We start from the raw sequence: 26,151 nt of genomic DNA, 5'->3' as shown, positions 1-26,151 counted from the left end.
ACCGTGCGGCCAGATACCCTAGAAAATAACCAGCATTCAGCCGATAATTCGCTAGTTCCCGAAATTATCGCACTTAATCCTGAAATTGAGCCAGAGGAACCCGAATACTCGCCAAAACCGACAAAAACCAACTCGTGGCTATCGGGAGGAAAGGGTTTATTTATCGGTGTGGGATTAGGGGTTTTATTGACCCTAGGGGCGACTCGTTTCGCTAATCGACCCCAAACAGCCCAAAACCCCAATACTCAGCCCGTAGCGGCAAAAAATGAAGCACCGGCACAAACAGTAACCACCACTAGGGTAGAATCCACTCCCGTGGCCCGCACCCTGAAAGCGACTGGAAGCGTGGCAGCCGATGAATTAATCCCGATTCTTTCCCAAGCGACGGGACTACAAATCAAAGAAATCTTTGTCGATGAGGGTGATATCGTTAGCCAGGGTCAAATTTTGGCTCGTCTCGATGATACCGTCCTACAAGCGCAATTAACCCAAGCACAGGCTAATGTCGCCCAATCCCGATCGCGTTTGGCAGAATTGCAAGCGGGGAGCCGTAAAGAGGAGATCGCTAGAGCTAAACAAACTATTCAACGCATAAAAGCTGAAATTAGTCAAGCTCAATCGGATTGGGATTTGGCTAAAAAACGGGTCCAGAGAAACCAAAGTTTAGAAGCGGAAGGAGCGATCGCCCGGGATCGTCTCGATGAAGTCCTCAACGAAGAAAGAAACAAAGCGGCGATCGTACAACAGACCCAATCTCGTTTAGGAGAAGCAGAGCAGCAACTAGCGCAATTGCAAGCGGGCAATCGTCCCGAAGTGATCGCGCAAGCTACAGCCCAATTAGCGGAGGCTCAAAGCCGTTTAGCCATTGTTAAAGCCCAATTAAACGAGACGCGCCTGATTTCCCCGGTCAGTGGCAAAATTGCCGAAAGAAATGGCCGCATCGGGGATACCACCAACGGTCAAAATGCTCTCTTTAAAATCATCGAAAATGGGCGTTTAGAGCTAAGATTGCGGGTTCCTGAGAATCAATTGCCCTTAATCCGCGTCGGAGCGCCCGTTACTATCACTTCCGATGCTAATACCAGTTTAAAATTATCGGGACAGGTGCGCGAAATTAATCCCATCGTCGATGAGGCATCCCGTCAGGCAACGGTTAAAGTCGATTTAACCGACAATACAGGGTTAAAACCGGGGATGTTTTTACGAGGTGCGATCGTGACGAATACTAGCAATAGTTTAACCGTCCCCATGACCGCGGTTTTACCCCAAAAAGATAATCAAGCTCTAGTTTATTTAGTGGAACCTGATAACACTGTTACCGCCAAAACTGTGCAATTAGGTCAAATTATGCCCAATAACCGCGTGGAAATTCTCACCGGTTTACAAGCAGGCGATCGCATTGTGGTCAAAGGGGCAGCCTATCTCGGTGATGGCGACAAAATTACGGCAATCAGCGATCAGTAATCAGTAATCAGTGATCAGTAAACAGTAATCAGTAATCAGTGAAAAGACAGTAGCAAACTGCCATTTGATCAGGCTCACTTAATACATACTGCTCACTCAAAACTTAAAACTTAAAACTCAAATCTGATAACTGATAACCGGTAACTGAAAACTCACATCTGGTAACTGATAACTTACCCACTGATAACTGATAACTGATAACTGAAATTATGGCTTTTAATATTTCTAATTGGTCTATCAAAAATCCCATTCCGACAATCCTGATCTCCCTGGTTATGGCCCTAATGGGATACATTGCCTTTCTAGGATTAGGGATCGATCGCTCTCCTAATATTGACATTCCGGCCGTGATTATCACCGTTAATCAACCCGGCGCCGGTCCAGAGGAATTGGAAACCCAAGTCACCAAAAAAGTCGAGGATGCGGTGGCTGCTTTGGGTAATATCGATCAAATTACTTCTACCGTTAACGAAGGCAGCAGCACCACCACCGTTAACTTTATCCTAGGCACTAACAGCGATCGCGCTACCAATGATGTACGCAATGCCATAGCGCAAATTCGGCAGGATTTACCCCAAGATACTAATGATCCCATTGTCCAACGTTTAGAATTTGCCGGGGGTGCGGTGATGAACTATACCATCTCCTCCCCGAAAAGATCGATCGCCGAATTAAGTGATCTAGTTGATCGTCAAATTGGCCGCGCTTTGACGGGAGTGCCGGGGGTAGCGCGAGTCGATCGCGTTGGGGGAGTCGATCGAGAAGTGCGTGTAGATTTAGATCCCGGTCGTCTGATCGCCTACGGTATCACGGCTGCGGCGGTTAATGACCAAATTCGTAGTTTTAATATTAATTTACCCGGAGGGCGATCGGAAATCGGTGGTAGTGAACAAACTGTCCGCACCCTGGGCAGCGCTGAAACGATCGAAGATTTAAGGAATTATCAAATCTCTTTACCTAACGGTGATACGGTCCCCTTAAACAATTTAGGGACAGTTAGCGATAGTTCCAGTGATCCTCGACAAATGGCCCTCTTAGATGGGCAGCCAGTGGTGGGTTTTTCGATTTTAAGGGGGACTGGCAGCACTTTGGTGACGGTAGAAACAGCAGTGCGTCAAGAAATCGAGAATTTAAAGAAAAAACTGCCCGAAGATATTAAATTTCAATTAATTTTTACCCGTGCCGACTCAATTCGTGATAGTTACGAAAGCCTTCTTAGCGATCTCCTGATTGGTTGTCTGATGACGGTGATCACGGTGGGTCTATTTTTAGGCAATTGGCGCGCCACGATTATCACGGGTTTGGCCCTGCCTTTGTCGATTTTTCCGACTTTTTGGGTGATGCAAGCCCTAAATTATACCCTTAACGGTATGACCCTACTGGCCTTAGCTTTAGCTTTGGGGAATCTGGTCGATGATGCGGTGTGTATGGTGGAGGACATCGATCAACATTTAGCTATGGGTAAAAAACCCCTGCAAGCGGCTTTTGATGCCTCAAAAGAGATTGGATTAGCCGTTTTAGCTAGTGCGGCGGCAATTATGGCGGTATTCCTGCCGGTTGCTTTTATGGGCGGTGTGCCGGGACAATTCTTTCAACCTTTCGGCGTTACGGTGGCGGTTTCTACCCTTTTTTCCAGTTTGATCGCTGTCACCGTCACCCCGATGTTAAGTGCCTATATTCTACAGCCGAAAAAACTCAAAACCGGTGATAATCCCTCCTCCCGCCCCCGTTTTCGTCCCTACAAAAGTTTGTTAACTTGGGCTTTACGTCATCGAATCCTGACTTTATTGGCGGCTTTGGTCTTTTTTATCGGTAGTTTACAGTTAGTTCCCTTGATTCCGAAAGGGTTATTTAGTTCCGGGGATACCGGATTAAGTACGATTAGCCTAGAATTGCCTCCCGGTGCGACTTTGAATGATACTGTTGCCGTGGCTAATCAGGTTAATAGTTTACTGCAAAAAAATCCCGCCGTCGCTAATGTTTTGGCTATTCCGGGAGATTCGGGACGGGTAAATACGGGCTTAATATATGTTAATTTAGTTCCTAAGGAACAGCGATCGCTAACTCAACGGCAATTCGAGGAACAAACCCGCCGGGATTTCCAGAAGATACCGGGGGCTAGAGTGACTTTTCGAGCGCAGGGGGGAGCAGGAAGCAGTAAAGATGTGGCTATTGTCTTAAAAAGTGAAAATGGCGATATTTTAACCCAAACTGCCCAAAAATTAGAGCGAGAAATGCGAGCTTTACCCGGTTTTGTCGAGGTCAGTTCCGGGGTAAGTTTAGTTAAACCAGAGATCATTATTCAACCGGATCCTGTGCGGGCTGCTGATCAGGGAGTCTCGGTAAGAGCGATCGCCCGTACTGCATCTTTAGCTTTAATCGGCGATAATGAGTTTAATTTAGCTAAATTTAACCTTGCTGACCGACAAATTCCCATCCGGGTAAAAATTGCCAATGATGGACGCAGTGAGATAGAAACTCTGCAAAATTTGCGCGTTCCTAGCAGTAATGGGACGTTAGTACCGCTTAACTCGGTGGCGACAATTAGCTTAGGTAGTGGACCTGCGGAAATTCAACGCTTTAACCGTCAACGTCAGGTTAATATTGGAGCTAATTTAGAGGGAGTTTCGTTGGGAAGTGCGGTGACACAAATTCGCGCTTTACCAATCATGAAAAACCTCCCCCCAGAGGTGACAGAAGAACCCTTTGGTGATGCTCGTATTATGCGCGATATCTTCGCTCGTTTTTTGGGAGCGTTAAGTTTAGCAATTATTTCTATCTATGGGATTCTGGTCTTATTGTATAACAATTTCCTCTATCCCTTAGCGATTCTAACTTCCCTTCCTTTATCGATTGGTGGTACTTTAATCGCTCTTTTAATTACCCAAAAAGAGTTAGGTTTATACGCTTTAATTGGCATAGTTTTACTGATGGGATTAGTTACTAAAAATGCGATTCTGTTAGTAGATTTTGCCCTGAGTGGCATTGAGTCAGGGAACCCGCAATTTAAGGCGGTGATTGATTCGGGAGTCTCTCGTTTACGACCAATTATTATGACCTCCGTTTCCACAGTTGCCGGGATGTTACCGATTGCTTTAGCTTTAGGTGCAGATGGGGAAATTCGCGCACCGATGGCGATTGCCGTTATTGGTGGTTTTACCACTTCCACCCTATTAACTTTGGTGGTTGTGCCGGTAATCTTTACTTATATCGATAGTTTTTACTATTGGTTCCGGGGATTATTTGTTAAACAAAAACCCAAGTCGATTTAATACAGAAAACGGGTTTCTCGGAGAAACCCGTTTTCTACTCATGCACTCATGCAAAAAGGGGAATAAATAATCAGTCTTTAATAACCAGATTTAGTATAAAATATCTTGCTGAAAGCTTGAGAAAAAACCCAGAGAAACTAACCCATGAATCCCTTGACAGTCACACATCAAACTCTATCCCTTCCCCCCATGGGCTGCGGTACTTGGGCCTGGGGAAATCGTCTTCTCTGGGGTTACGATGAGAGTATGGATAGCCAGTTACAAGCGGTTTTTAATCTCTGCGTCGAGCGGGGTGTCACCCTATTTGATACGGGAGACTCCTACGGCACAGGCAAACTCAACGGACAGAGTGAGAAGCTATTAGGACGCTTTACGGGGGAATATAGCGGTTATAACGCTGATCGTATCCGTATTGCCACCAAACTCGCCCCTTATCCTTGGCGTTTAACCCGTCATGCCATGGTGAAAGCTTGTCAAGCTTCGGCAACCAGATTAGGCCGCCCTGTGGATTTAGTGCAAATGCACTGGTCAACGGGCAATTATGCGCCATGGCAGGAGGGAGGATTATTAGACGGATTGGGGGATTGTCTGGAAAAGGGGTTAGTTAAAGGGGTGGGTTTATCCAATTTTGGACCGAAAAGATTGAAGTCTGCCTATCAAAAGTTTGCCAGTCGCGGCATTCCTATCACCAGTTTACAGGTACAGTATTCTCTCCTTTCTACCTATCCTCTCACTGACTTAGGATTAAAGGAACTATGTGATCAATTGGGTATTAGAATTATTGCGTACAGTCCCTTAGCTTTGGGGTTATTAACGGGGAAATATCGAGATAATAAAAACTTACCATCAGGATTAAGGCGTTTCCTTTTTGGTCAATTAATTCCCGCTATTTCGCCTCTGATGAGTTGCCTAGAAATTATCGCCCAAGCTAAAAATAAAACTATTAGTCAAGTTGCCTTAAATTGGTGTATCTGTAAGGGAACAATTCCTATCCCCGGAGCGAAAAATGTTCGGCAAGCTGAGGATAACTTAGGTGCTTTAGGATGGAGTTTAGACAGTGGGGAAATAACAGAATTAGATAAAATTGCCGCAGGTTTGGATAAAAAAATGGTACAAAATATCTTTCAAACTAGGTAAGAATTGCTGAATAAATCTAAAAACTTTGGCTCTTCTAGGTTCTGTGTGATAAGTTTAACTTAATATATGATCGATCAATCTTTGTGTCCTTTGTGTCTTTGTGGTTCGTTCCACTCCCTTTTCCCTCAAAAAGTGCCAACCATTGGAGTGATTCGGAGGTAAAATTCAGGTGCTTTTTCCCTGAAAATTAGGTAACTGACCCCCTGAAAATCCCTAAAACCCCACACCCTACCCCACGAAAAACTTTTTGCCGCAAACCCTACATAAACTTGAGGAAAATCCCCCTAGATGCCCCTTCAAATTCGATGTGTAGCAGAAAGGGCAAGAAATTAGCTTTTGTCCCTTGCTTGTCCCTCCTCTCACCTCCCTCTTACCTGCACGGGCGGGAAAAAAGTTTTTTTGGGTACAGGAAGTATGTAAAATAGAATGTTGATCTTTCTTGGCCTAAACAGCATTTCATGATTTCGAGTAACGACTTTCGGAGCGGCACAACCATCGAGATAGATGGCTCTGTCTGGCGGGTGGTGGAATTCCTGCACGTCAAACCGGGTAAAGGATCGGCCTTCGTGCGAACCAAGTTAAAAAATGTCCAGACTGGCAACGTGGTAGAACGGACGTTCCGGGCGGGGGAAACCTTACCCTCAGCCACGATCGAAAAGCGTACCATGCAGCACACCTACAAAGAAGGCGATCAGTTCGTCTTCATGGACATGGAGACTTTTGAGGAAGCGACTCTAACCCCAGTACAAATGGGCGATCGGGCCAAGTATCTGAAAGAAGGAATGGAAGTCAATATTCTCTTTTGGAATGAGCAAGTGTTAGAGGTGGAATTGCCCACCTCGGTAATCTTGGAAATCACCGATACGGATCCAGGAGTCAAGGGAGATACAGCCACTGGTGGCACGAAACCTGCGATCGTAGAAACGGGAGCGCAGGTGATGGTTCCCCTGTTTATTTCCATCGGTGAAAGGATTAAAGTAGATACCCGGGATGGTTCCTATCTGGGACGGGAATAATTGTGATGAAAAGCCCAGAAATCAAGCATTAGGGGCGGGTTTAGGACTAAAGCCAGTTTTCTGAGCCTGTTTCCCAAAACTTAGCCGCTAGATGCAAAAAATCGACGATTTGGTGGGTGATAATTTGGATTTGTTTTTATTTGCGGGGGGATTTCAGAGCAGTGACTATTGATTACAACGAAATTCGAGAACTGATCAAAACATTGGCAGCAACGGATATCAGTGAATTTAGCCTGAAAAGTGCAGATTTAGAGGTAAATATCCGCAAAGGAACCGTTAATAATGCCCTTGGGTCTCTCGCCGCTCCCTTGCCAGTGGTGACGGCCCCTGTCGCCACCCCAGTGATAGCCGCAGTTCCACTCCCAATCCAGGAAACCTCCACCCCCGAACCCGTTGCCGCCGCTGTTGATAAAAAATGGCTGGCGATTACCTCTCCCATGGTCGGCACTTTTTATCGCGCTCCCGCTCCCGACGAGCCGTCTTTCGTGGAGAAACACGATCGAATCCGGGTTGGACAAACGGTCTGTATTATCGAAGCGATGAAGTTGATGAATGAAATCGAAGCAGAAGTGGCCGGGCAAATCGTCGAAATCGCGGTTGCTAACGGTGAACCAGTGGAATTTGGCCAGACGTTAATGTGGGTTAATCCTGAATAGATAGAATGAAAGCTATCCTCAGGACAGCCTTGGATGTTCTACAGTTTCAGGAAGTACCCACCCCAAAAATTAGTCAACCACAAAGACGGCTGGTATCAACCCTATTAATACAAAAATTCGTAAACGCGGCACTTTTTACCCTGAGCAAATGCCAGCCATTTTAGACTGTGATGGGGTGGGAATTGTCGAGGCTGTTGGGGCGGAAGTGCAGGATTTTCGCACCAGGGATGAAATGTACTTTTGTGGCGGCGGACTGGGCAAGACCGACACCTAGAAGAGCCGTAATTTGAATTGCTTGTTGAGACGAGGCAAGGGGCAACACCCCCCTCGACGTGAGCGCAGAATTCGACCAATCTAAACATAAGATTTTTAAATACGTCTTAGCTTCTCAAAAGTCGGGCTAAAATGAAAAAAACTACCCTCAGCGATAACAGCGATGGCAGAAGAAACAGCGAAAATCAAGCTTTATCGGACAACCTATCAACTTCCCCAACTGAATCGCCCCGATTTATTAATCTTGCAGGATCAGATTCAAGAAAGACAGCAACTGATTAAAACCAGAAAACGAGTTCGCAATATATGGCTGGGATTGAGGAAAAAAGAAGAACCCCTCAATTTCGAGGAAACTTTCCAAGAATTGGAAAGATTAGTCGGGGACTATAACCAGTTAATCAGATTTCTCACCGATCATAAAGATGAATACCAGCGTTTTTTCCGGTCACTGACCGAGAAAATCAAAGAGGCCGTGGCGGTTAAATGCGAAAAATTAGCGGAAACAGAGCGAAAACGCCAATTTCTAGAGAATAGCATCGAATCAGCTGAACTGCGAGATAGGCTGAAACTACAGAAAACGCAAATTTTCCGTACCGTGATCCTCGTCGGTTGTTCTAGCTTGCTCATGCTCAAGAAAATCGACCTAATCAGCGAAAATATCGAGAAATTAGCCGAAGAGCAAGATACACAAAAACAGGTTTTCTCGAAAATGATCGCCGAGTTAAACGCTTACAAACAAGTGTATCAGCTGCAGATCGAGTTAGATGATTTAGATAATCTGGAAAAAGAAGCGATCAAAATGGCCAAAGCAGCCATTAATCTAGAACAATACCTAAAACCAATTATCGGGCAGTTTCAAAGCTTGATCGATCAAGTAGTTACCACTATTGATCAAGTAGCGACCATTGACGGTGAACTTTCCTGCACTGTCAAAGAAGTTGAATCCCTCGTCCAGAACATTCTCAGTTCCGAATTGGCCGTATCTTTTCGCAGAAACGAGAATCCATCGGCTAATCTGCTCAATTTCTTCGTCACCAGCGAAGAAAAGTGCGACTGTTTAGCGATCGCATTAGAGCGAACCGAGCAGGAAGGATGGCAATGGGAAGAGGAAATCCCTGACGGGGAAATCGAACTCGTAACTGCCATTCAACGCATCAATAACCATGTAATCGAGAAAGTCGGTAATTTTGGCACCTCCGTTGTCGTTGACCCTCCTATTCCTCCCCGAACTCAACTAGAGACAGCGCTAGGCAATAAAACTTCATTTACCGAAAAACTACCCAATGGAGTAACACTGGAGATGGTAAGCTTATCTGCAGGTCAATTTCTCATGGGGTCTCCTGATAGTGATCCCGATGCTCAAAGTAGTGAACAGCCTCAACACCAAGTTCAAGTAAACAGTTTTGCGATCGGGAAATATCCTGTCACTCAGGAACAATATCAAGCACTGATGGGAACCAATCCCTCTCGGTTTAAAAACAATCTGCAAAATCCAGTAGAAATGGTTAGTTGGAGAGATGCTCAAGTCTTTTGTCAGAAATTGAGTCAAATAACCGGCAAAATCTATCGCCTCCCCACAGAAGCGGAATGGGAATATGCTTGTCGTGCGGGAACTACTACTCGCTTTTATTTCGGTGATGATGCCAATCAGTTAGGAGATTACGCTTGGTATAGCGGAAATTCTCAGGGTAAAACTCATCCTGTGGGTCAGAAAAAGCCCAATGCTTGGGGACTCTATGATATGAGTGGCAATGTTTGGGAATGGTGCGAAGACGATTGGCATAGTAGCTATACCGGAGTACCAGAGGATGGATCGGCGTGGATTCTCAAGAATAATAATCGTTTTCAGTCTCCCAAGTGTCTGCGCGGCGGTTCTTGGTTCTTCTACCCTAATTACTGTCGTTCTGCCAACCGCCTTAGGAACATCCCCGGCTACGACAATCTCAACGGCGGTTTTCGGGTTGCCTGTATCTCCCCAGGACTTTAGGGTTAGTTTTCGCTCCCAAATAATCGCACCACATCACCATCGAATTGTTATTCCCAACCGCTCGACTAAACTGTAATTAGTCAGCGCAATAAGAAGAATTAACTGAGAATAGACAAACAGCACTGCCTAAACGTATCACAGCAGACGATGCAATTAACGACCAACTGCTGTCCACCTTAATCAATGCCCCAGACTTCGACTCAGAACTCATTGTTCGCTTAATAGACCTCTTCATAATATAATCTCAAAACTAAAAGTCTTTCTAGTTAAGGAATCTACCCGAATAAAAATTATTTTAATTGCCTCATATTTTTTCAGTAAAATTGAATTAGCAACGATAGATACACATTACAGCTATCGAACTGTTTAGTTAGTACATAAACCAAAAGCAAGCTGTGACTGGGTTATACTTTTTGGAGATGTCTAATGTTTTAGGGGAAGGGTTTTAAAATTGCTGTAACCTTTATACTGTGTACCTTATTTTGTTTCTAAAGAAAACCGGGCGTTGCATAATAGAGATATGAATGGAGGAAATCAAAATGCAATGCCCTGAATGTAAATCTACCCATATCCGTAAAAATGGCATCAATAAACAAGGTAAACAAAATCCTATTTGTGTAACCTGTGGCCGTCAATTTATTGATAACTATGAAAAACCAGCAATTCTCATTTTGAAACTATTTTGCGTTGTTTCAGCGATCTAGAGATTCGTTAATAATTATTAACCCCTCTAGGTGCAAGGGTTTTAATGTCATGAAACCTTAAAATGAGAATTGCTGATGAAAAACAGAAAGGCTATGACGAAAAAACGAAGCGAGAATGCCTAACTGCCTATGTTAATGGGATGGGATTTAGAGGAATAGAAAGGCTAAAGGGAGTTGATCATACGACCGTAATTAATTGGGTAAAATCTGTGGGAGAATTATTGCCAGGGGTTCCTATGACCCAGAAACAATTCCTGAAGTAGGGGAACTGGATGAATTGGAAACCTTTGTTGGCTCAAAAAAAACAAAATCTGGGTGTGGACAGCCGTTGACCACTTTAAAAAAGGAATTTTAGCTTGGGTAATCGGAGACCATAGTAGCGAAACGTTTCGCCCATTATGGGAATTAGTTAAGTCTTGGGGATGCTATTTTGGCGTTGCTGATTTGAGATATGAATCTTCTCTTGTGGAATTTTTAAAACCTAGACCCAAACTAACTTTTCGATGGGTGCAAGGTTGTCATTCATACCTTGATTCAGCAACGCCGAGGTGGTTAGACATGTGTAATTAATTTTGCTTAGGTACTTACCCTCTTATGGGATAAAGCAACCTACCATCTAAGGAAGTTTGTCCAATGGCAGTTAGAACAGGTTTCTCGCCTGTTCTAACCTATGACTGACTTAAGCTGGTCTTCCCTCCACCACCTTATCAATTAAACCGTAGGCGACGGCTTCCTCGGCGGAGAGGAAATAATCGCGGTCCGTGTCTTTTTCGATGCGTTCGATGGTTTGTCCAGTGCGATTAGCCATAATTTCGTTTAATTGCTGGCGAATACGCAGGATTTCCTTAGCTTCAATGTCGATATCCGTCGCTTGCCGGCGCCCAGTTCCCCCCATGGGTTGGTGAATCATAATCCGCGCATGGGGAAGAGCGAGACGCTTACCCGGACTACCGGAAGCTAGTAAAAATGCCCCCATAGAGGCCGCCAATCCCACACAGATAGTCACCACTTCCGCTTTGATGTACTGCATGGTGTCGTAGATGGCCATACCGGCGGTAACGGAACCCCCCGGCGAGTTGATATAGAGATAGATGGGTTTAGTGGGGTCTTCCGAGTCGAGATAAAGCATTTGGGCCACAAGGGCATTGGCTAACCCGTCGGTGACTTCCTGCCCCAAAAAAAGAATGCGTTCCACCGAAAGACGGCTGTAAATGCTAATCCACTGTTCGTATTGGCTACCCGGCAGACGGTAGGGAACTTTTGGCACACCGATAGGCATAATTGGTAACAACTCCTGCTAATTTGTAATAAATCTTAACTAACTTGGGCGAGGGGTTTCGGTAGTTCCTTGCGACTTTCGAGAACGCGATCGATTAATCCGTAGTCTTTCGCCTGTTGTGGGGTGAGATAGAAGGTGCGATCCATATCTTTCGCCAGTTTTTCGGTGGTTTGACCCGTATTTTTCGAGAAAATCTCTAACATCGTCTGTTTGTTGGCGATTACCTCCTTGGCGCGAATCTGGATATCGGTGGCTTGTCCTTGGGCCCCGGTGCGATTTTGGTTGAGAACAATGGTAGCGTGGGGCAAGGAGGCGCGAAAACCCTTGGTTCCTGCGGAAAGAATCATCGCTGCAGTTCCCATGGCCTGTCCGATACAGATAGTATGAACGGGAGGTTTAATGTAGTTGAGGGTGTCACAGATGGCGAAAGCTTCCGTTTCGTAGCCGATCGCGTCCCCCGTGTACCAGGATGTGCCGGTAGAGTTGATATAGAAGAAAATCGGTTTTTCGGGATCGTCAAATTGCAGGTAAAGCAGTTGCGCGATAATTAATTCCGTCACGTCCACCCCGACATTGCGCTTGACATCATCGGAGGAAAATAAGGGCAACCCCAGATAAACAATTCTCTCTTTGAGCAGGAGAGATTCCAAGTCTGGTGGTGGTGTCCGATAGGCTGCATCCCCATAATAGGCAGTTTGTACCGCTTTAATCACTGAGTTCATCGAGTTTTTCCGTCATACACAGTATCCTGCTTTTGATTTTAACTTAATCAGGTTGACCGATTTTCAAAACTGTGACGGTGAATTGCCTTTGCCCTCTTTTAATAACTTCGGCTGCTCACCAGTAGTGACCAGTAGATTTCTAGTCGATAATTAGGGCTATTTTTCCCGTCACCTAACCAGTTTCTAGCAATTGATGGGCGCTGATAGCTGCCGCTAAAGGGAAGGTTTGGGAGGGATAAATAAGCTTTTACGCATTTAAGTTACATTAGTTAGCAGCATTTCCCTTATTTTTCAGTTTTCTATTCCATTTAATAATCAATCCCCCTTCATTTAAAAGCTGATTGACTACTTTTTCCAGTTTTTCTTTATTTTCAAATTCTCTATTAAGTAAGTAGTCGTGCAAAATAAATTTCCTAGTGAAGAAAGGCAAAAGGCTTCGGCCATAAGCTCAGCGTTCGACCGAGCCTTCGACAAAAGCTCACGCCGAGGTCCGAACGGCAAGAGGGGGGTTAGATATGTGTAATTAATTTTGCTTAGGTATTTATGTTCTTAAATGTAAAGTTTTGTTACGAGATTCGACGTTTCTGCACTGTTACATTTGGTAAATCGAGGAGTTGATCAAAATTTATCCACATAACCCACCTCCTGTTCCGTGTCACCATTATACCATGCTCACACAGAACCTAGAAGAGGCAATGAATTAGATTCGGAGAATGGATCAGCCCTACCCTTAATAAGAGGGGTGTTAGAGAATTTTTAACACCTATCTACTTAAGTTGTCAAATTTATCTAGTTCTCTAGAAATCTCGGCCAGGGGCGAAAAAATCAGTAACAATGATATAAATAGATTTATCAACACAAGTAAAGCGATTATGACTGTAGCCACGACGAACGCCCGAGATATTTTCCGCTCCGCCTACGAAAACCGTTACACTTGGGATGAAGGATTTCCGGGTTACACTGCCGATATTATCCTCACCCAAGGGGAGGAAGTCCATACGGGCAAAATTCAAGTTAATGGCGATTATAGTGTGGAAGTAACGGGCATTGATGACGAGAAAGTGCAAGAAAGTATTTATAATCAAATGCGCGACATCGTTACTCACCGCAAAAGAGGTAATTTTGATGCTTCCCATGGCAAAAACCAGTTTAATTTCGGGCAAGATGATCCCACCGGTGCGGTAGAAATTCTTGTCACCGGCGATGCTATGGGGTCTAATTATAAAGTACGCGGCCAGGAAATCTGTCAAGTCAGTCGAGTCATGGGACCGATGGCTTTTACTATTAATACCGAGGAAAGTCTCGATACGGGAGAAGGTTATATTTCTATTCGCTATAATGCCATTTTCCGCAATGCTAAAACCGATGAATTAAAGGGAAAACGTGACTTTAAGGAAACTTACGAAAAAATCGGTAATTATTATTTACCCTCCTGTCAAGTAATTAACGCAATCGATGCCGGTGGCGAAAAATCCACCACAGAATTTACTTTTATCAATCTACAGCTTTTAGAATCTTAAGGGTTATCCCCGCCCAAAAAGCGTTAGGATTGAAGCAACTACACTCTAATAAATCTCTGACCAGAAGCTGATTATGTCTTTAACACTGACTCCCGATAACGTCGAAAAAGTCTTAGATGAAATGCGCCCCTACCTGATGTCCGATGGTGGTAACGTGGAATTGGTCGAAATTGACGGGCCAATCGTCAAAGTGCGTCTTCAAGGCGCTTGCGGTTCCTGTCCCAGTTCCACCATGACCCTGAAAATGGGCATCGAACGCCGTCTCCGGGAAATGATTCCCGAAATTGCCGAAGTTGAACAAGCTCTATAAATCTTGGTTCAATTAATTCTCACCACCGCCCGATTGCTAATTAAATTAGCGATCGGGCGTAATATTACTTATATATTTTTTTTCTGCAAGATTGATAAAACTACAGAATTAATTAAGGTAAAAAGTATCTTTTTTAGCCGATTAACAGGCAAATTAAGCATTAACATATACTTGAAAATTTTTATTAAAACTCAAAAATTATGACGGAAAATATCCCCACCATTGTGGTCATGCACGGCGACCAAACTGGAGAAGAACTATTACTAGAAGCCCTGAGAGTATTGCAACCCTCGATAATTCGTCAACCGCTTAACTTTGCCGATTTTGATCTTAGTTTAGCCCAGCGTCGCCAGAGTAACAATCAAGTGGTTCATGAGGCCGCCGAAGCGACTCTCAAAACCGGATTAGCCCTGAAAGCTGCCACTATCACCCCAGAAATTAAAGGAGATGTGGGCAGTCCCAACGCTATTTTAAGAGAAGCAATGAATTCTCAGGTAATTCTCCGCATCGGTCGGCGTATCCCCGGTATTCGTCCGATTGGGGGCGTTTATTCTCCCATTGCCATTGTCCGCATGGCCGTTGACGATGCCTACGGGGCCAAAGAATGGCGAGAAACCACCGCCACCGGCGATGAAATTGCCTATCGCACCTCGCGCATTTCTAGGGCTACCAGTCGCGCTGTGGCCGAGTTTACCTTTCAACAGGCCAAAAAAACTGGGGCGCGGGTATTTGGCGGCCCAAAATTCACCGTTAGTGCCACCTACGAGGGGATGTTTAAAGAGGAATTAGACGCAGCAGCCCAAAGACATCCAGAAGTGCGTTATCAACCCCTGTTAATTGATGCAACTTTTGCCCTACTTTTACAAACCGACGGCGAAGCTTTGGTGATTCCAGCACTTAATCGCGATGGGGATTTATTATCTGATTTTGTCTTGCAACTCTATGGCAGTATTGCTGGGGCCGAAAGTTTAGTTTTGGGATTTGATGAGGAAACCTTAGCAGTTAAAACTATTATGGCAGAAGCTCCCCACGGCACGGCCCCGGCTTTAGAGGGCAAAAATATCGCTAATCCCATGGCGATGATTTTAGCCTCGGCAGCTTTGTTAGGTTATATCGAAACTAACGAAGCGCATAAAGCTTCCCGGGCAATTTATGAAAGTGTCTTTGAAACTATTCACGAGGGCAAAAAAACCCCCGATTTAGGGGGACAAATGACCATGAGTGAGTTTACCGATGAGGTGATTCGTCGCGTGGTCAGTAAGTTAGAAGTTTGGTCTGCTTTGGGGTAAACGAACTCATCTGATTGCTCTCTTAAAGGAGTTTGAAGAAAGGGTAATTCCAAAAAATAAGAATTGTTGCAAAGGCCTTGCTTTTGTTTGTTTTGCGGAAAAATAAAAGCTACCTTTGAAGTGTACAATGGAGTCCCTTTACAGGATTAGGATAAGAACAATGAAACTACAAACTTTGACAAAAACTCTGACTATTGCTCTGATTGGTGTAGGAGCTGCCTTGACCTTACAATCACCGAGCCAAGCTCAAACCAGATTCGAGTGTCTTGTGCCAGTGACGGGTCCCTATATAGGAATTCCGACAACTTTTGTCCAATCCGGCCCTAATGAATACAGAGCGGTGATTCGTTGGTCTTCTGATTATTTTAGTGGTTCCGGTTACACTCCCATGCGACGGTGTGAAGAAGTAACTGGAAGATTCAATAGCCTGAACTCTCGACCAGGCGGAATTGGTAATATTAACACGGGCTATCTGAATGGTGAACCAGTCATCTATGTCTCCAGTAGTGGGCGAGAACGGGCTAATAGTGCTAACCTATTATTTACCCTCAAGAGAGGAGATGATGCGAGGCAAAAACTTGCGCAGTTATTTGGCCTCCGGCAAGGAGCCAGCAGCAGTCCTTTGTTTGAAAGCTCATCGGATTCTGCCACTATCGATTTCAGCAAATTCCTAGAAAGCGTTCCCGTGGAAACAAATCCCGCTACGGGTTCGTCCTCTTCTCCGGCGCCGGGGAATTCCCCCGAACAGTCGCCCCAAAAACCATCAGGCGGTTCTGCTTGGTAAACTTTTCTAGTTCTATAGATAAGGTAGGTTGGGTTGACGCAAGGAAACCCAACGCCCGCTGTTTGGTAAACTTTTCTAGTTTCTTAGAAGGAGCATAGTGATCAAGTGAGTCGGGCGATAAAAAGAATTTTGGCTGGTGCGGGCAGTTTATTATTGGGACTGTCCACACCTTTGCTTGCTGTCCCAAGCTATGCTCCCGCTCTGGAACCTAACCGGGCCAATGCCTATAGCTCTCAACAACTTTCAGAACAACAGCTGCGTCAGTTAGCCAGAGCAATTACTGTTAAGGTGTTATCAGAGCAAGGCTGGGGTTCGGGCATTTTAGTTGAAAAGCAGGGTGGTTCCTACAAAGTCCTCACGAATGACCATGTTTTAGGGCGGTATCGCTCTCGGGTTTGGCAAATACAAACCCCTGACGGCAAGATACATCGGGGTGAGTTGGTCAGAACAGTTCGCTTGAATAATTATGATTTAGGCTTAGTTTCTTTTCGCAGTAGCCAAGTTTATTCTATTGCTGATTTGGCTAATGTCGATGATCTCACTATCGGAGATGAAGTTTTCGCCGCCGGCTATCCCTTTGATTTTACCTTCACCGTTGGTAAAGTGTCGCTTTTGAGTGATAAATCCTTTTCGGGAGGCTACCAAATCGGCTACACCAATAAGATTAAAAATGGTATGAGTGGCGGACCGCTGCTGAATCGGCAAGGTAAAGTTATTGGTATTAACGGGATTCATGCTTATCCTCTCTGGGGTAAATCCTACGTTTTTGCTGATGGAACGGTGACTTCACCGGCACTGTGGGAACAAATGAGTCGATTAAGTTGGGCGATTCCTATCGGGACTTTTTTAAAATCGGGGTCATCTTCTCTATCTGTTTCCAGTCGGCAACGGCCCGCAGTGTCACCCCCACCGCTTCCCACCCATAGAGAACCCACTTTCTGGGAAGATTTTCCTTCTCCATCCTCGTCAACCCCAAGAGAAAAGAATCCCGCTCCCACACCACTCTGGTAAATTCCACTCAACTGTATTTTTAAACCAGATGAGCAACAATTTCTTGAAAATTTCCGCCGCCCTAGTTAGTATAGCGGTGTTTGTGGTTTCTCCTCAGATTGCTAAGGCATTAACAACTGAGCAGATAGAAAAAATTGCTGAAAAGATTACCGTTTTAATCCCCTCAGAAGAAGAGGGGGCGAATGGGAAAATTACTGCTAATGGCTCTGGATCAATTATTGCCAAAGAAGGAAGGATTTATACTGTTCTTACTGCTAGTCATGTAATCTGTAAAGATGCTAGAGATGCCTGCAAGTTCTATTACGATCAACTTAAAATTGTTACCTGGGATGGTAAGCAATATCCGCTCGATTACAATAGCATCAAAAAATTACCCGGAGTAGATCTAGCCCTCGTGCAGTTTCAGAGCGACCAAAATTATCAATTAGCGACCTTGGCTAACTATCAAGTAGCTGACGAACAATTTATTTTTGCTTCTGGATGGCCGGATCCGAAATTTATCGGCAAGCGGAAACGATTGTTCAATGTGGGGAAAGTGTTACCCAAATACATTACACCCTTGCTGAAAATATTTCCTCCAGAGTTAGGGTATGAGATAGTTTATACCAGTGTCACCTATGGGGGCATGAGTGGCGGTCCAGTGTTGGATATCAATGGACGAGTCATCGCGGTTCACGGACAAAATGAAGCCGAAAAAATCGAAAAGGTTCCCGTGCCAATTGGATTTAGTCTCGCTATTCCCATCACTACTTTTTTGAAATTAGCACCCCAGTCTGGCATTCAAGGGCAGATAAATGTCGAGAGTTCGCTCCCCAATACTTTATCTTTGCAAGAAATTGGTGATCAATTGTACAAGGCTTTTGAAGTTCCCAATAATAACGACACTAATCCCCTAAACTGGCTTAATCAAGGTAATAAAATGTGGCGGTTAGGACAATTAGCCCTCGCCTATGCCGCCTACGAAAAAGCCTTGCAACTCGATGCTCAACTCTATCAAGCTTGGTACGGTAAAGGTCTGGTCTTGACCTACTGGAAACGCCCCCAAGAGGCACTCGCTGCCTACGAACAAGCTCTCAAAATTAACCCTAACTCCAATACTGCCAAAAAACTGCGAGACAATCTCCAACAATCTTTAGAGGGAAGAAATGCCCCTCCTGTAACTCCCTCACAGCCAACCACCGTACCCACCGTGGAGCCTTCACCACAGCCCTCTAATCCGAGAAGACTATGGTGAAGTTAGCAAGGAAAATGCGGGTTAGCGAGTAGCGCCCACCAATGCCGCTAAGAATGCTTGAATTGCCCGTAGTTCTGCCGGAGGATTTGCGAGAAACGCTTCGTTACTAGCTAAAATCATCGTATTATAGGCCTGCACCGCCGCCAACAAGTTAACTGGATTAACCGTATTACCCAAAGTTAATCCGTCTAAGCGGTTCAATAAGTCTTGAATAAGATCTGGCGGTGCGCCGGAAAAAGGGGCAGCGAGAGCATTGATATTATTAGCCACCTGTGCATCTCCTGTTAAGATGCCCAGGAGCAATTCCTGAATGGCTGCGGGAATCGGGATACCTGTGGGGGAGGTTAAATTATTATCAGCTAACTGAGTGTTCACAGAAGCAGCCTCCTGATTAACAGAGATTTGAGCTGGTTCTCCCCCCTGAAATCCCAATCCCGTAACGGTGGTGGTGATGGGGAGAGTTTGACCGGCAAAATCACTGGTGGAAAGAATTGGTCCGGTGATATCGGATTGGTTGCCGGTTTGTGCCATAACGGGAGAGACTAGGGAATTGGTCAATAAAACCGCCGCCACTAGGGAAACTTGAAAATTTGTCAACCGTTTCATCAACATGGTCTTTATCCTCATTCAAAAAAACTAAATTAGACAATGTAAAAACCGACTAACGGGGGAAAAAGTAATTGTAGCCGATACTCATGACGAAGCGAGCGCCGTCCCCAGCATTACCTGTTAAATCAGCACCAGCAAGGTTAACCGTCAAGGGGACTTTCGGGAAAGGAATCAGGGAAATACCCGCGTTTAAATCTTGACCCGACCATTCGACAATGGCCGAGACTGGTTCAACAATTCGTAAACCCGCACTAGCAAAAACACCGAGCGAATTTACCCCATCTTCGATGGCTCCTTCCGAGCGAAAACGACCACCACCAACACCCAAGGAGAGCGTCAATTGGCTAAAGGGTTCTTTCGTTGTTTCTGTTAACTGAAAAAATTTACTCACCACCCCGTAGATACTGCTACTGCCATCTGTCCCACCCCAGTTAATAGCGTTTTCAAATCCTAGGGCTACAGCAAAACCTTCTGGCAGAGAACGGTGAATTTTAAAGCTAAAACTGCCCCGTCCGGCATTATCACCAAAAAGGCTCAAAATCGCCAGAGTTACATCTAAACCGACAATTTTCTGGGGGTCTCCCAAACCGCCCCCTAGGGCAAACCCACCATCTGCTTGATTGGTAAAACGGGTTCTCGACTGGAAACCGAAACCACCGAAAATCTGCCCAAAAGTCGCTCCAAAAGCGCTGGGAGTAGAGATACTGCCACTAGGAGTAACCACAAATTCCGCCAGTTTCGCAGAAAGGGTTTGCGGTTCTTCAATCAGAAACTCTTGACGTAAACGCTGCAATTCGGGGGAAACATTGGTATCAACGGGGGTAGATGCTTGCGCTTGCCATTTTCCGACTTCTGGAGAGTTATTATCCTCTGCCGGTAAAAGCTGACTTGCTTGTGTTGTCCCTAGATTCCCCTTCCATTCTTCTAGGGTTGAAATTGTCCTGGTCTTTTCTGTTGCTAAAGTATCAAGGGAAGATTTCCCCAGTTTATTTTCTAAGGATGAGGGCAGATTACTATCGGCTAATCCTTCTGTTGTCGAGAAGGAATTGGTGGTCAGAACTCTTTCTGTCCTCTCTAATTCCACGGGGGAATTAATGGTAATTTTTTCTTGGGATACCCGAATAGAAGCAGCATCAATGTCTAAGGGGTAAGGAATTGCTTTTACCCCATCGCAAAGTATGGCTATCCCAAAACAGGAGGTAATGAAAATTCCTCCGGAAAATATGTGTCTTATCTGGCCGTTTCTTTTGGCTTTTTTTAAAAACACTTCCAGCTCTCCTCACAGACGAAGTTAATTTGTAAAGATTGTAACTGATTTATTCTGAGATGGCAAGTTATCGAAAGTTGTCGATGATCAATCATGGAAGCCCCTAGTGTGCCTAAATGAAGTGTAAAATGTTTACGATCTCTATTCTTGGCTTCGCTGGTCGTGGTGGGTCTTTGTTGACGAATCAAATGGGTGGATTATATTGCTAAAATTAAAAAAAGCGGGTTGAACCCCGCTTGTAACCAACAACTAAGCTAACTTAAAGGCATCTCGCCAACACCAGCGCAACAGGGTAAAAGCTATTAAACCTTTAATCACTTCTAGAAACCAGTAACCAATCTGCAAGGACATCATTTCCCCCGACATTCCGGACGCAGTAACGGGAACTAGTAAACCCATAGCGCTCAGATTGGGAGTGAGAAAATAGGTGTAAATTAGGGTGATTACTAAGAGAACACCGGCGAATAGGAGCGATCGATGTTCGGGCAGATGGATTAAGGTATGATAGCGGTGGAAAACAACAAAGCTACACAGCACAATCGCCGCACAAACTAATTCCAGATGGTTAAAAATGCCAAATAGCAAGTAACCAGCGCTGGCAAAGCCATTTTGTGTCATCATGCCAGCTACGGATAAGCTGGGGAGAATGATTAAATCGATGACGAAACTGGCACTTAACCAGAAACCGAGAACAACCATGGCTAGGGTTGTCCAATTAAACCAAGACCAATAACGCTCAACAAAAGTTTTCATTAGGCTTGCTCCTCCTTGCCTTTCTAACTTAATTGTAAAGAGCGTTCGCCAATATTTTGGCCAGTTTTTTGGTAATTCTTAGCAATTCTTATCAATTCTTATAATATCAACTTAGTTTTCTAGAAGAGAAACCAAGCAATACCCCTCTTAAGTAGGTGGGTGGAATTAAATATAAGATGAACGTAGCGACTGTCTTGATTGTCAAGGGGTAACTCAAAAAACAATCAAGGAGTTGCTGTCGAACCTAAAATCTCAAGCCAGAAAAAAGCGCAGCAAAAACTAAGTCGCTCAGGTTAAACCAAAGCAAGCGCAACCCTTGATCAGAGATAACAAAAAGTGTCAATCTCTAGGAACAAGGTGGTAAATTGTCAGCCAGCTGCCAAGGCTGATTTTGGCGAACCATTGCATTAAGAATAACTAAGATTTTCCGCACACAAGCAGTCAGAGCCAGTTTTTTTGATTTACCTCGTCCGACGAGGCGTTCGTAAAAGGTTTTAATCACCGGATTATGACGCATAGCTACCACCGCTCCCATGTAAAGAGTCGCCCGAATCTGAGCGCGACCTCCCTGAATCATTCGCTTACCTTTATGTTGACCACTATCATGATTAATCGGTGCGACACCGACTAAGCGAGAGATTTGTTTGGCGGTTAATTGACCGAGTTCTGGTAAGTCGGAGACGAGAGTAGTAGAAATTACTTGACCAATCCCCGGCACGGTTTTGAGTAAATTAACTTTCTCGAGCCATTGTTGGTTAGCTTGGGTCAATTCCTCAATTTCTTGATTGAGTTTTTCAAGGCAGTTATCGAGATACTCTAAATGGGCTTCGATATCGGCCAAAGCTTTACCGCGAGCGCGTTCCCGTCGGTTTTTTTCGGCAGTCCGCATCTCGACAAGTTGCCGGCGACGACTAATTAAGTCGCCCAATTGACGAGATTCTTCCGACTCAACCGCTAATATTTGCGGTTGCATTGCCTCGCCAAAATGAGCTAAAATTTGAGCGTCAATGGCATCGGTTTTGGCTAATTTACCAGTGGCTTTAGCAAAGTCTCTTCCTTGACGGGGATTGATTAAGACTACAGGTAAATCCGCTTCTTGTAATTGAATCACCAGTTCAGTTTCTAAACCTCCTGTCGCTTCCAGAACGATGAGGTTGACAGTGTAAGATTTTAGGGTCTCGACCAGTTTAGATATGTCCTCCTTTGTGTTAGCAACTTTCATCGCTTTACCGAGGGGACGGAGGTAAACATCTAGGGTCGCTTTACTAATGTCAATGCCTACCCATTGAGAGATATTTTCCATGATTGAACCTAACTAAAGCAAGCAGAATTGATGGTTATTTTGGAGAGCATCCCCTTGATTTTACTCATCCTTGCCCGATACGGTCTCTTAGCTTAACAATTGATTGTTTTCGCCACGACCCCGGCGACTGTTCGAGTTTTGTCAGGGACATTATGGTGGTGACCCTTGCTACGAAGCGGTCTTTTCCGACCAAGGTTGGGACGGTCTACCACCTCTCTCAATATACAAGGTTGGGCTTCGGCCGTGAGCTTTTGCCGAACGGTTGAAGCATGAAACCCAACGCCCCGATGGGTTACGCTACCGCTAACCCATCCTACAAATAATTGTGCCTCCCTACTTATCTCTAGATTTGGCTACCGGCTTGGGACGGAATTGTAAAGATTTATCAACAAGTGTTTATAAAAACCTTTAAATATTGACCAAGCCGACGATTCTAGACTTACCCTAAAACAATAACTGACTATCTACGGGTTTACTGTTATGGATAAGGATTTTCGTAACTATCGCATGGTTTGCACCCTCACCTTCGGAGATATTTACGGACAAATAATCGTCTGGTTAATCGTTATTTTTCTTACTCTGGCTTCCACTCTAGCTCTTTGGAGTAGCACTAGACAAATTTTCGCCCTCGCTACCGTGGGGTTAGTCGTCGTCCTCTCTTTGCCTTTTTTACTCTTTGCTTTCGTTACTACCCTCCTCAATCATATTGAATTCGTTCCCATCGAAGCGGAAACCAACATTCGTCGTGGTCCTGTACCCGGAGTTAGCAGCAGTCGTGTACCCGCAGCTGGCTAAATCCGACCAAATCCCCAATAAATAATCTAGAGACGTTGTCAGCAACGTCTCTAGCAGTTTTTGCCCTTGTTTGCGTCGGGGTTTCTCGTTCTTGATTTTTGTAAATTATTATAAATTTAACTTGTTTTAAAACACTTTTTCTGGTAGGGATTATCCAAAGAAAAATAGATGAAAGAGGGAAATCGTCAAGAGAATAATCTTGTTTGCTGCCTGATCCCGGTCAATGATAAATTTTTAAATACCTAGTCTTTTACATTTTCCCAACTCTCGGAGTGATCCCCGATGTTAAAAAATCTCTTTGGTGGCAAAAAATCTGACTTTTACCTAGAACTAAAAGAAACCGATGGTGAACAAAAAGCAACAGCAACCACGGCAGCAGCCGCACCGGTTGTGGAAGCGCCCGCTCCTGCTGGGGAGTCTGCTGCCGCCCCTGTAGCCGAGAAAAAAGCCCAAAAAACTTCTATCAAGAAAGAAAAACAAGTAAAAGAAACTCCCGCCGCTCCTGTGAGCGCACCAGCCCCCTTAGCCGTTACTAACGGCAAAGTGGAGCCGCAAGAAGTGGAATTTGCGACAAAATACTTGATTACTCCCACTATGTCTCGCCGTCGCCCCGGTCCGAGCTTGAATGATTTCAAAGACATGGCGCGCAAAGCGAAACTACCTGCTAACCGCCGCTAAATCCCCCGGATTGCTTTCTCAACAAAAAAAAAGGAGAGCTTTCTTTGACTCTCCTTTTTCATCAGGGTGCATCTACTGACTCAAGTTTAGCAGAGAGTTTTTTTTAGGTTGGTTATTTAGGTTACTCCCTAGAGTATTTTGGGGATAATTATCACCTGTCTTCCTGGGCAATTTTTAACACCTAGGGATAGATCGAACTGAGCCAAGCGGTGATCACCACTACTCGGCTCTGTTTCTGGTTTTTCAATTCTCCGACTTTTTCGGCGAGGTCGTTGGTTTTTCCCGCTGCCTTTTCTATAACTTTAACTCGATTGTTTATAGTGTAGTCTATTTGAAAGAGGTACATTATCGATGTTGAAAAGCTTAATGAGCAAAGGTTTAACTGTACCACACAGACGAGAGAACCGCTATAAACCCTCTATCTTCACACCCTGTCCCTAGGAAAAACTTTTTCAGCAAACCCTAAATATATCTCTAGTAAACGATAGATTTTTTCTCGATAATATTCCTCCGCTTGCTGGGGTAAAACGTAGGGATCGGCGATATAGTCATCAATAGTTGCTAATCCAGAAGCATCCTAACCTAACCAAGTAACTTCTTTTGCTGGGGGTTTCAGTGCCATTTAAAACTTGAATCTGATAACTAATAACTGATAAATGATAACTGATAATTGATAACTGAAATTAAACCACTTTAGCGATAGCAACTTCCAGCTTATCCATGGCCTCATCTACTTCTGTTTCCGAGACAATTAAAGGAGGCACAAAACGGAGAACTTTCGGACCGGCGGGGGCAATTAATAAACCCTGTGTCAAGGCTGCGTTAACAATAGTAGATGAAACCAACTCACTTTCTGAATTAATTTCCAGACCGTTAATTAAACCCCAACCGCGCACATCCACAAATAGATGGGGATACTGAGAAGCAATCACTTTTAAACGGGTGCGTAATTGTTCCCCTCGCTGCTGAACATTTTGCAGAATGTGATCCCGTTCAATGGTTTGTAATACTGTTAAAGCTGAGGCACAAGCGAACGGATTACCTCCAAAGGTACTCGCATGACTACCCGGTTCAAACACATCACAGAATTTTCTGCACATCATTGCACCGATGGGAATACCACCCGCTAAACCCTTAGCAGATGTGAAAATATCCGGTTCCACTCCTAAATTCTCATAACCCCAGAGTTTACCAGTTCTTCCGACCCCCACCTGTACTTCATCAAAGACAAGTAGAATGTTATTTTCGTCGCAAATTTGCCGTAAACGTTGGAAATATTCGATATCCCCCGGACGAACTCCCCCTTCACCCTGCAAGGGTTCCAACATAATTGCAGCCACCCGACGATTACCCTCATCGATATCAGCGATCGCATTTTCCACCGCTTCGATATTATTATAGGGAATATAGGCAAACCCCGGCATCAGGGGTTCAAAGTCTTTTTGGTACTTCGGTTGACCGGTTGCGGTGATGGTAGCTAAAGTGCGACCGTGAAAACTAGCGTGAGCGGTTAAAATAACTGGCTGTTCGAGGAAATCTAGCACCGTATGGGCATATTTTCGTACTAATTTAATTGCTGCTTCGTTCGCTTCCGCACCAGAATTACAGAAAAAGACTTTATCAGCGCAGGAATGATCGACAATCCATTTAGCTAGTTCTCCTTGTTCGGGAATATAGTATAAATTCGAGACATGATGGAGTTTTTGGATTTGCTGACTAACCACTTCAATTAAAGCAGGGTGTGCGTGACCGAGGGTACAAGTGGCAATTCCTGCGACAAAATCAAGGTATTGTTTATCGGAAGTATCCCAGAGAAGACACCCCGCTCCCTTGGCGATCGCAATGGGAAAACGACCATAAGTATTCATCACATAGCTGTTAAAACTATCTCGATCAAAGGGTTGATTCGGGTTTAAATTGGGAGTGGGATCAACTAGGGTTGGTTCTAAAAGGGTTTCTGGACTCACTGGGGAACTCCTGCGCGATTAGACATAGGGGGAATTATAATCAAATCCGTCTGAGAAGGACGGGTTATTTAGATTAAAAACTGATTTTATTGTAATTTACTAGACAGTCTTAGGGGTGAAT

General features: G+C 44.6%; 22 protein-coding genes and 3 pseudogenes. 16 read left to right on the top strand and 9 right to left on the bottom strand.

What is annotated here, in order from left to right; translation table 11 throughout:
- Positions 1-3 precede the first annotated feature (3 nt).
- The 8 genes and pseudogenes from ACE3JL_RS16985 to ACE3JL_RS16950 all read left to right on the top strand — a co-directional run.
- Entirely contained in the window at positions 4-1,464 is a 1,461-nt protein-coding gene (locus ACE3JL_RS16985; protein WP_375327974.1) for an efflux RND transporter periplasmic adaptor subunit, read from the top strand.
- 209 nt (positions 1,465-1,673) lie between these two features.
- Complete coding sequence (locus ACE3JL_RS16980; RefSeq protein WP_375327973.1) at positions 1,674-4,736, top strand: efflux RND transporter permease subunit; 3,063 nt, start codon at positions 1,674-1,676, stop codon at positions 4,734-4,736.
- 144 nt (positions 4,737-4,880) lie between these two features.
- Positions 4,881-5,873: an aldo/keto reductase gene (locus ACE3JL_RS16975; protein ID WP_271990197.1), complete on the top strand. Its 993-nt coding sequence runs from the start codon at positions 4,881-4,883 to the stop codon at positions 5,871-5,873.
- A 458-nt stretch (positions 5,874-6,331) separates the two neighbouring features.
- Positions 6,332-6,889 carry an elongation factor P gene (efp, locus tag ACE3JL_RS16970; RefSeq protein WP_150977917.1) on the top strand — a complete coding sequence of 186 codons (558 nt, stop codon included), beginning with the start codon at positions 6,332-6,334 and terminating at the stop codon, positions 6,887-6,889.
- 161 nt (positions 6,890-7,050) lie between these two features.
- The gene (accB, locus tag ACE3JL_RS16965) at positions 7,051-7,545 is read left to right on the top strand and encodes an acetyl-CoA carboxylase biotin carboxyl carrier protein (protein WP_271990193.1); all 495 of its coding nucleotides are present in this window, start codon (positions 7,051-7,053) and stop codon (positions 7,543-7,545) included.
- A gap of 5 nt (positions 7,546-7,550) precedes the next feature.
- Positions 7,551-7,816 (top strand): annotated as a pseudogene (locus ACE3JL_RS16960) (alcohol dehydrogenase catalytic domain-containing protein); the annotation flags it as partial.
- Positions 7,817-7,981: 165 nt separating this feature from the next.
- On the top strand, positions 7,982-9,805 hold the full coding sequence (locus ACE3JL_RS16955) for a formylglycine-generating enzyme family protein (protein ID WP_150977915.1): 1,824 nt from the start codon (positions 7,982-7,984) through the stop codon (positions 9,803-9,805).
- Between the two features lie 539 nt (positions 9,806-10,344).
- Positions 10,345-10,953, top strand: a pseudogene (locus ACE3JL_RS16950) (IS1 family transposase); the annotation flags it as partial.
- A gap of 235 nt (positions 10,954-11,188) precedes the next feature.
- Here the strand turns inward: ACE3JL_RS16950 and ACE3JL_RS16945 are convergent.
- The 3 genes and pseudogenes from ACE3JL_RS16945 to ACE3JL_RS16935 form a co-directional block, all read right to left on the bottom strand.
- The gene (locus ACE3JL_RS16945) at positions 11,189-11,788 is read right to left on the bottom strand and encodes an ATP-dependent Clp protease proteolytic subunit (protein ID WP_002734165.1); all 600 of its coding nucleotides are present in this window, start codon (positions 11,786-11,788) and stop codon (positions 11,189-11,191) included.
- A gap of 35 nt (positions 11,789-11,823) precedes the next feature.
- Positions 11,824-12,510: an ATP-dependent Clp protease proteolytic subunit gene (locus tag ACE3JL_RS16940; protein WP_002746650.1), complete on the bottom strand. Its 687-nt coding sequence runs from the start codon at positions 12,508-12,510 to the stop codon at positions 11,824-11,826.
- Positions 12,511-12,775: 265 nt separating this feature from the next.
- Positions 12,776-12,907 (bottom strand): annotated as a pseudogene (locus tag ACE3JL_RS16935) (IS630 family transposase); the annotation flags it as partial.
- A gap of 475 nt (positions 12,908-13,382) precedes the next feature.
- Here ACE3JL_RS16935 and ACE3JL_RS16930 point away from each other — a divergent pair.
- The 6 genes from ACE3JL_RS16930 to ACE3JL_RS16905 all read left to right on the top strand — a co-directional run bounded on the left by ACE3JL_RS16930 (position 13,383) and on the right by ACE3JL_RS16905 (position 18,658).
- Positions 13,383-14,030, top strand: coding sequence for a DUF3386 domain-containing protein (locus ACE3JL_RS16930; protein WP_271990188.1), 648 nt, complete (start codon positions 13,383-13,385; stop codon positions 14,028-14,030).
- Positions 14,031-14,103: 73 nt separating this feature from the next.
- Complete coding sequence (locus ACE3JL_RS16925) at positions 14,104-14,340, top strand: NifU family protein (protein ID WP_271990186.1); 237 nt, start codon at positions 14,104-14,106, stop codon at positions 14,338-14,340.
- Positions 14,341-14,540: 200 nt separating this feature from the next.
- Positions 14,541-15,629: an isocitrate/isopropylmalate family dehydrogenase gene (locus tag ACE3JL_RS16920; RefSeq protein ID WP_185241203.1), complete on the top strand. Its 1,089-nt coding sequence runs from the start codon at positions 14,541-14,543 to the stop codon at positions 15,627-15,629.
- A gap of 160 nt (positions 15,630-15,789) precedes the next feature.
- Positions 15,790-16,413, top strand: coding sequence for a COP23 domain-containing protein (locus tag ACE3JL_RS16915; RefSeq protein WP_375327972.1), 624 nt, complete (start codon positions 15,790-15,792; stop codon positions 16,411-16,413).
- A 105-nt stretch (positions 16,414-16,518) separates the two neighbouring features.
- Positions 16,519-17,424, top strand: coding sequence for a serine protease (locus ACE3JL_RS16910; RefSeq protein WP_375327971.1), 906 nt, complete (start codon positions 16,519-16,521; stop codon positions 17,422-17,424).
- A 28-nt stretch (positions 17,425-17,452) separates the two neighbouring features.
- Positions 17,453-18,658: a tetratricopeptide repeat-containing serine protease family protein gene (locus ACE3JL_RS16905; RefSeq protein WP_271989969.1), complete on the top strand. Its 1,206-nt coding sequence runs from the start codon at positions 17,453-17,455 to the stop codon at positions 18,656-18,658.
- Positions 18,659-18,679: 21 nt separating this feature from the next.
- Here ACE3JL_RS16905 and ACE3JL_RS16900 read toward each other — a convergent pair whose 3' ends face one another.
- From ACE3JL_RS16900 to ACE3JL_RS16885, 4 genes are all read right to left on the bottom strand, one after another.
- Entirely contained in the window at positions 18,680-19,270 is a 591-nt protein-coding gene (locus ACE3JL_RS16900) for a hypothetical protein (RefSeq protein WP_375327970.1), read from the bottom strand.
- Between the two features lie 49 nt (positions 19,271-19,319).
- Entirely contained in the window at positions 19,320-20,534 is a 1,215-nt protein-coding gene (locus ACE3JL_RS16895; protein ID WP_375327969.1) for a hypothetical protein, read from the bottom strand.
- A 249-nt stretch (positions 20,535-20,783) separates the two neighbouring features.
- Entirely contained in the window at positions 20,784-21,287 is a 504-nt protein-coding gene (locus ACE3JL_RS16890) for a hypothetical protein (RefSeq protein ID WP_375327968.1), read from the bottom strand.
- 346 nt (positions 21,288-21,633) lie between these two features.
- Entirely contained in the window at positions 21,634-22,590 is a 957-nt protein-coding gene (locus tag ACE3JL_RS16885) for an IS110 family transposase (RefSeq protein ID WP_375327967.1), read from the bottom strand.
- 480 nt (positions 22,591-23,070) lie between these two features.
- On the opposite strand from ACE3JL_RS16885, the gene ACE3JL_RS16880 reads away from it, so the two are divergent.
- Together ACE3JL_RS16880 and ACE3JL_RS16875 are read left to right on the top strand one after the other, a co-directional pair.
- On the top strand, positions 23,071-23,385 hold the full coding sequence (locus tag ACE3JL_RS16880; RefSeq protein WP_150977952.1) for a hypothetical protein: 315 nt from the start codon (positions 23,071-23,073) through the stop codon (positions 23,383-23,385).
- A 282-nt stretch (positions 23,386-23,667) separates the two neighbouring features.
- Positions 23,668-24,063 (top strand): hypothetical protein, encoded by a 396-nt coding sequence (locus ACE3JL_RS16875; protein WP_271992270.1) that lies wholly within the window; start codon positions 23,668-23,670, stop codon positions 24,061-24,063.
- Between the two features lie 181 nt (positions 24,064-24,244).
- Here ACE3JL_RS16875 and ACE3JL_RS16870 read toward each other — a convergent pair whose 3' ends face one another.
- Together ACE3JL_RS16870 and ACE3JL_RS16865 are read right to left on the bottom strand one after the other, a co-directional pair.
- Positions 24,245-24,409 carry a hypothetical protein gene (locus ACE3JL_RS16870; protein WP_271992272.1) on the bottom strand — a complete coding sequence of 55 codons (165 nt, stop codon included), beginning with the start codon at positions 24,407-24,409 and terminating at the stop codon, positions 24,245-24,247.
- A 337-nt stretch (positions 24,410-24,746) separates the two neighbouring features.
- Positions 24,747-26,030: an aspartate aminotransferase family protein gene (locus ACE3JL_RS16865; RefSeq protein WP_271992273.1), complete on the bottom strand. Its 1,284-nt coding sequence runs from the start codon at positions 26,028-26,030 to the stop codon at positions 24,747-24,749.
- Between the last annotated feature and the right edge of the window lie 121 nt (positions 26,031-26,151).

It is taken from the genome of Microcystis sp. BLCC-F210 (genome assembly GCF_042134685.1).
GTDB classification, from domain to species: domain Bacteria; phylum Cyanobacteriota; class Cyanobacteriia; order Cyanobacteriales; family Microcystaceae; genus Microcystis; species Microcystis aeruginosa_D.
The sequence above is the reverse complement of the archived record's forward strand: the minus strand, read 5'-3'. Positions and strand labels throughout refer to the sequence as shown.

Excerpts from the sequence above, each read along its gene's own strand:
- ACE3JL_RS16870 (WP_271992272.1), bottom strand. The coding sequence starts at position 24,409 with ATGTACCTCTTTCAAATAGACTACACTATAAACAATCGAGTTAAAGTT.
- ACE3JL_RS16915 (WP_375327972.1), top strand. The coding sequence starts at position 15,790 with ATGAAACTACAAACTTTGACAAAAACTCTGACTATTGCTCTGATTGGT.
- ACE3JL_RS16890 (WP_375327968.1), bottom strand. The coding sequence starts at position 21,287 with ATGAAAACTTTTGTTGAGCGTTATTGGTCTTGGTTTAATTGGACAACC.
- ACE3JL_RS16880 (WP_150977952.1), top strand. The coding sequence starts at position 23,071 with ATGGATAAGGATTTTCGTAACTATCGCATGGTTTGCACCCTCACCTTC.
- ACE3JL_RS16955 (WP_150977915.1), top strand. The coding sequence starts at position 7,982 with ATGGCAGAAGAAACAGCGAAAATCAAGCTTTATCGGACAACCTATCAA.
- ACE3JL_RS16885 (WP_375327967.1), bottom strand. The coding sequence starts at position 22,590 with ATGGAAAATATCTCTCAATGGGTAGGCATTGACATTAGTAAAGCGACC.
- ACE3JL_RS16875 (WP_271992270.1), top strand. The coding sequence starts at position 23,668 with ATGTTAAAAAATCTCTTTGGTGGCAAAAAATCTGACTTTTACCTAGAA.
- ACE3JL_RS16975 (WP_271990197.1), top strand. The coding sequence starts at position 4,881 with ATGAATCCCTTGACAGTCACACATCAAACTCTATCCCTTCCCCCCATG.
- ACE3JL_RS16925 (WP_271990186.1), top strand. The coding sequence starts at position 14,104 with ATGTCTTTAACACTGACTCCCGATAACGTCGAAAAAGTCTTAGATGAA.
- ACE3JL_RS16940 (WP_002746650.1), bottom strand. The coding sequence starts at position 12,510 with ATGAACTCAGTGATTAAAGCGGTACAAACTGCCTATTATGGGGATGCA.
- ACE3JL_RS16920 (WP_185241203.1), top strand. The coding sequence starts at position 14,541 with ATGACGGAAAATATCCCCACCATTGTGGTCATGCACGGCGACCAAACT.
- efp (WP_150977917.1), top strand. The coding sequence starts at position 6,332 with ATGATTTCGAGTAACGACTTTCGGAGCGGCACAACCATCGAGATAGAT.
- ACE3JL_RS16980 (WP_375327973.1), top strand. The coding sequence starts at position 1,674 with ATGGCTTTTAATATTTCTAATTGGTCTATCAAAAATCCCATTCCGACA.
- ACE3JL_RS16900 (WP_375327970.1), bottom strand. The coding sequence starts at position 19,270 with ATGTTGATGAAACGGTTGACAAATTTTCAAGTTTCCCTAGTGGCGGCG.
- ACE3JL_RS16930 (WP_271990188.1), top strand. The coding sequence starts at position 13,383 with ATGACTGTAGCCACGACGAACGCCCGAGATATTTTCCGCTCCGCCTAC.
- ACE3JL_RS16905 (WP_271989969.1), top strand. The coding sequence starts at position 17,453 with ATGAGCAACAATTTCTTGAAAATTTCCGCCGCCCTAGTTAGTATAGCG.
- ACE3JL_RS16945 (WP_002734165.1), bottom strand. The coding sequence starts at position 11,788 with ATGCCTATCGGTGTGCCAAAAGTTCCCTACCGTCTGCCGGGTAGCCAA.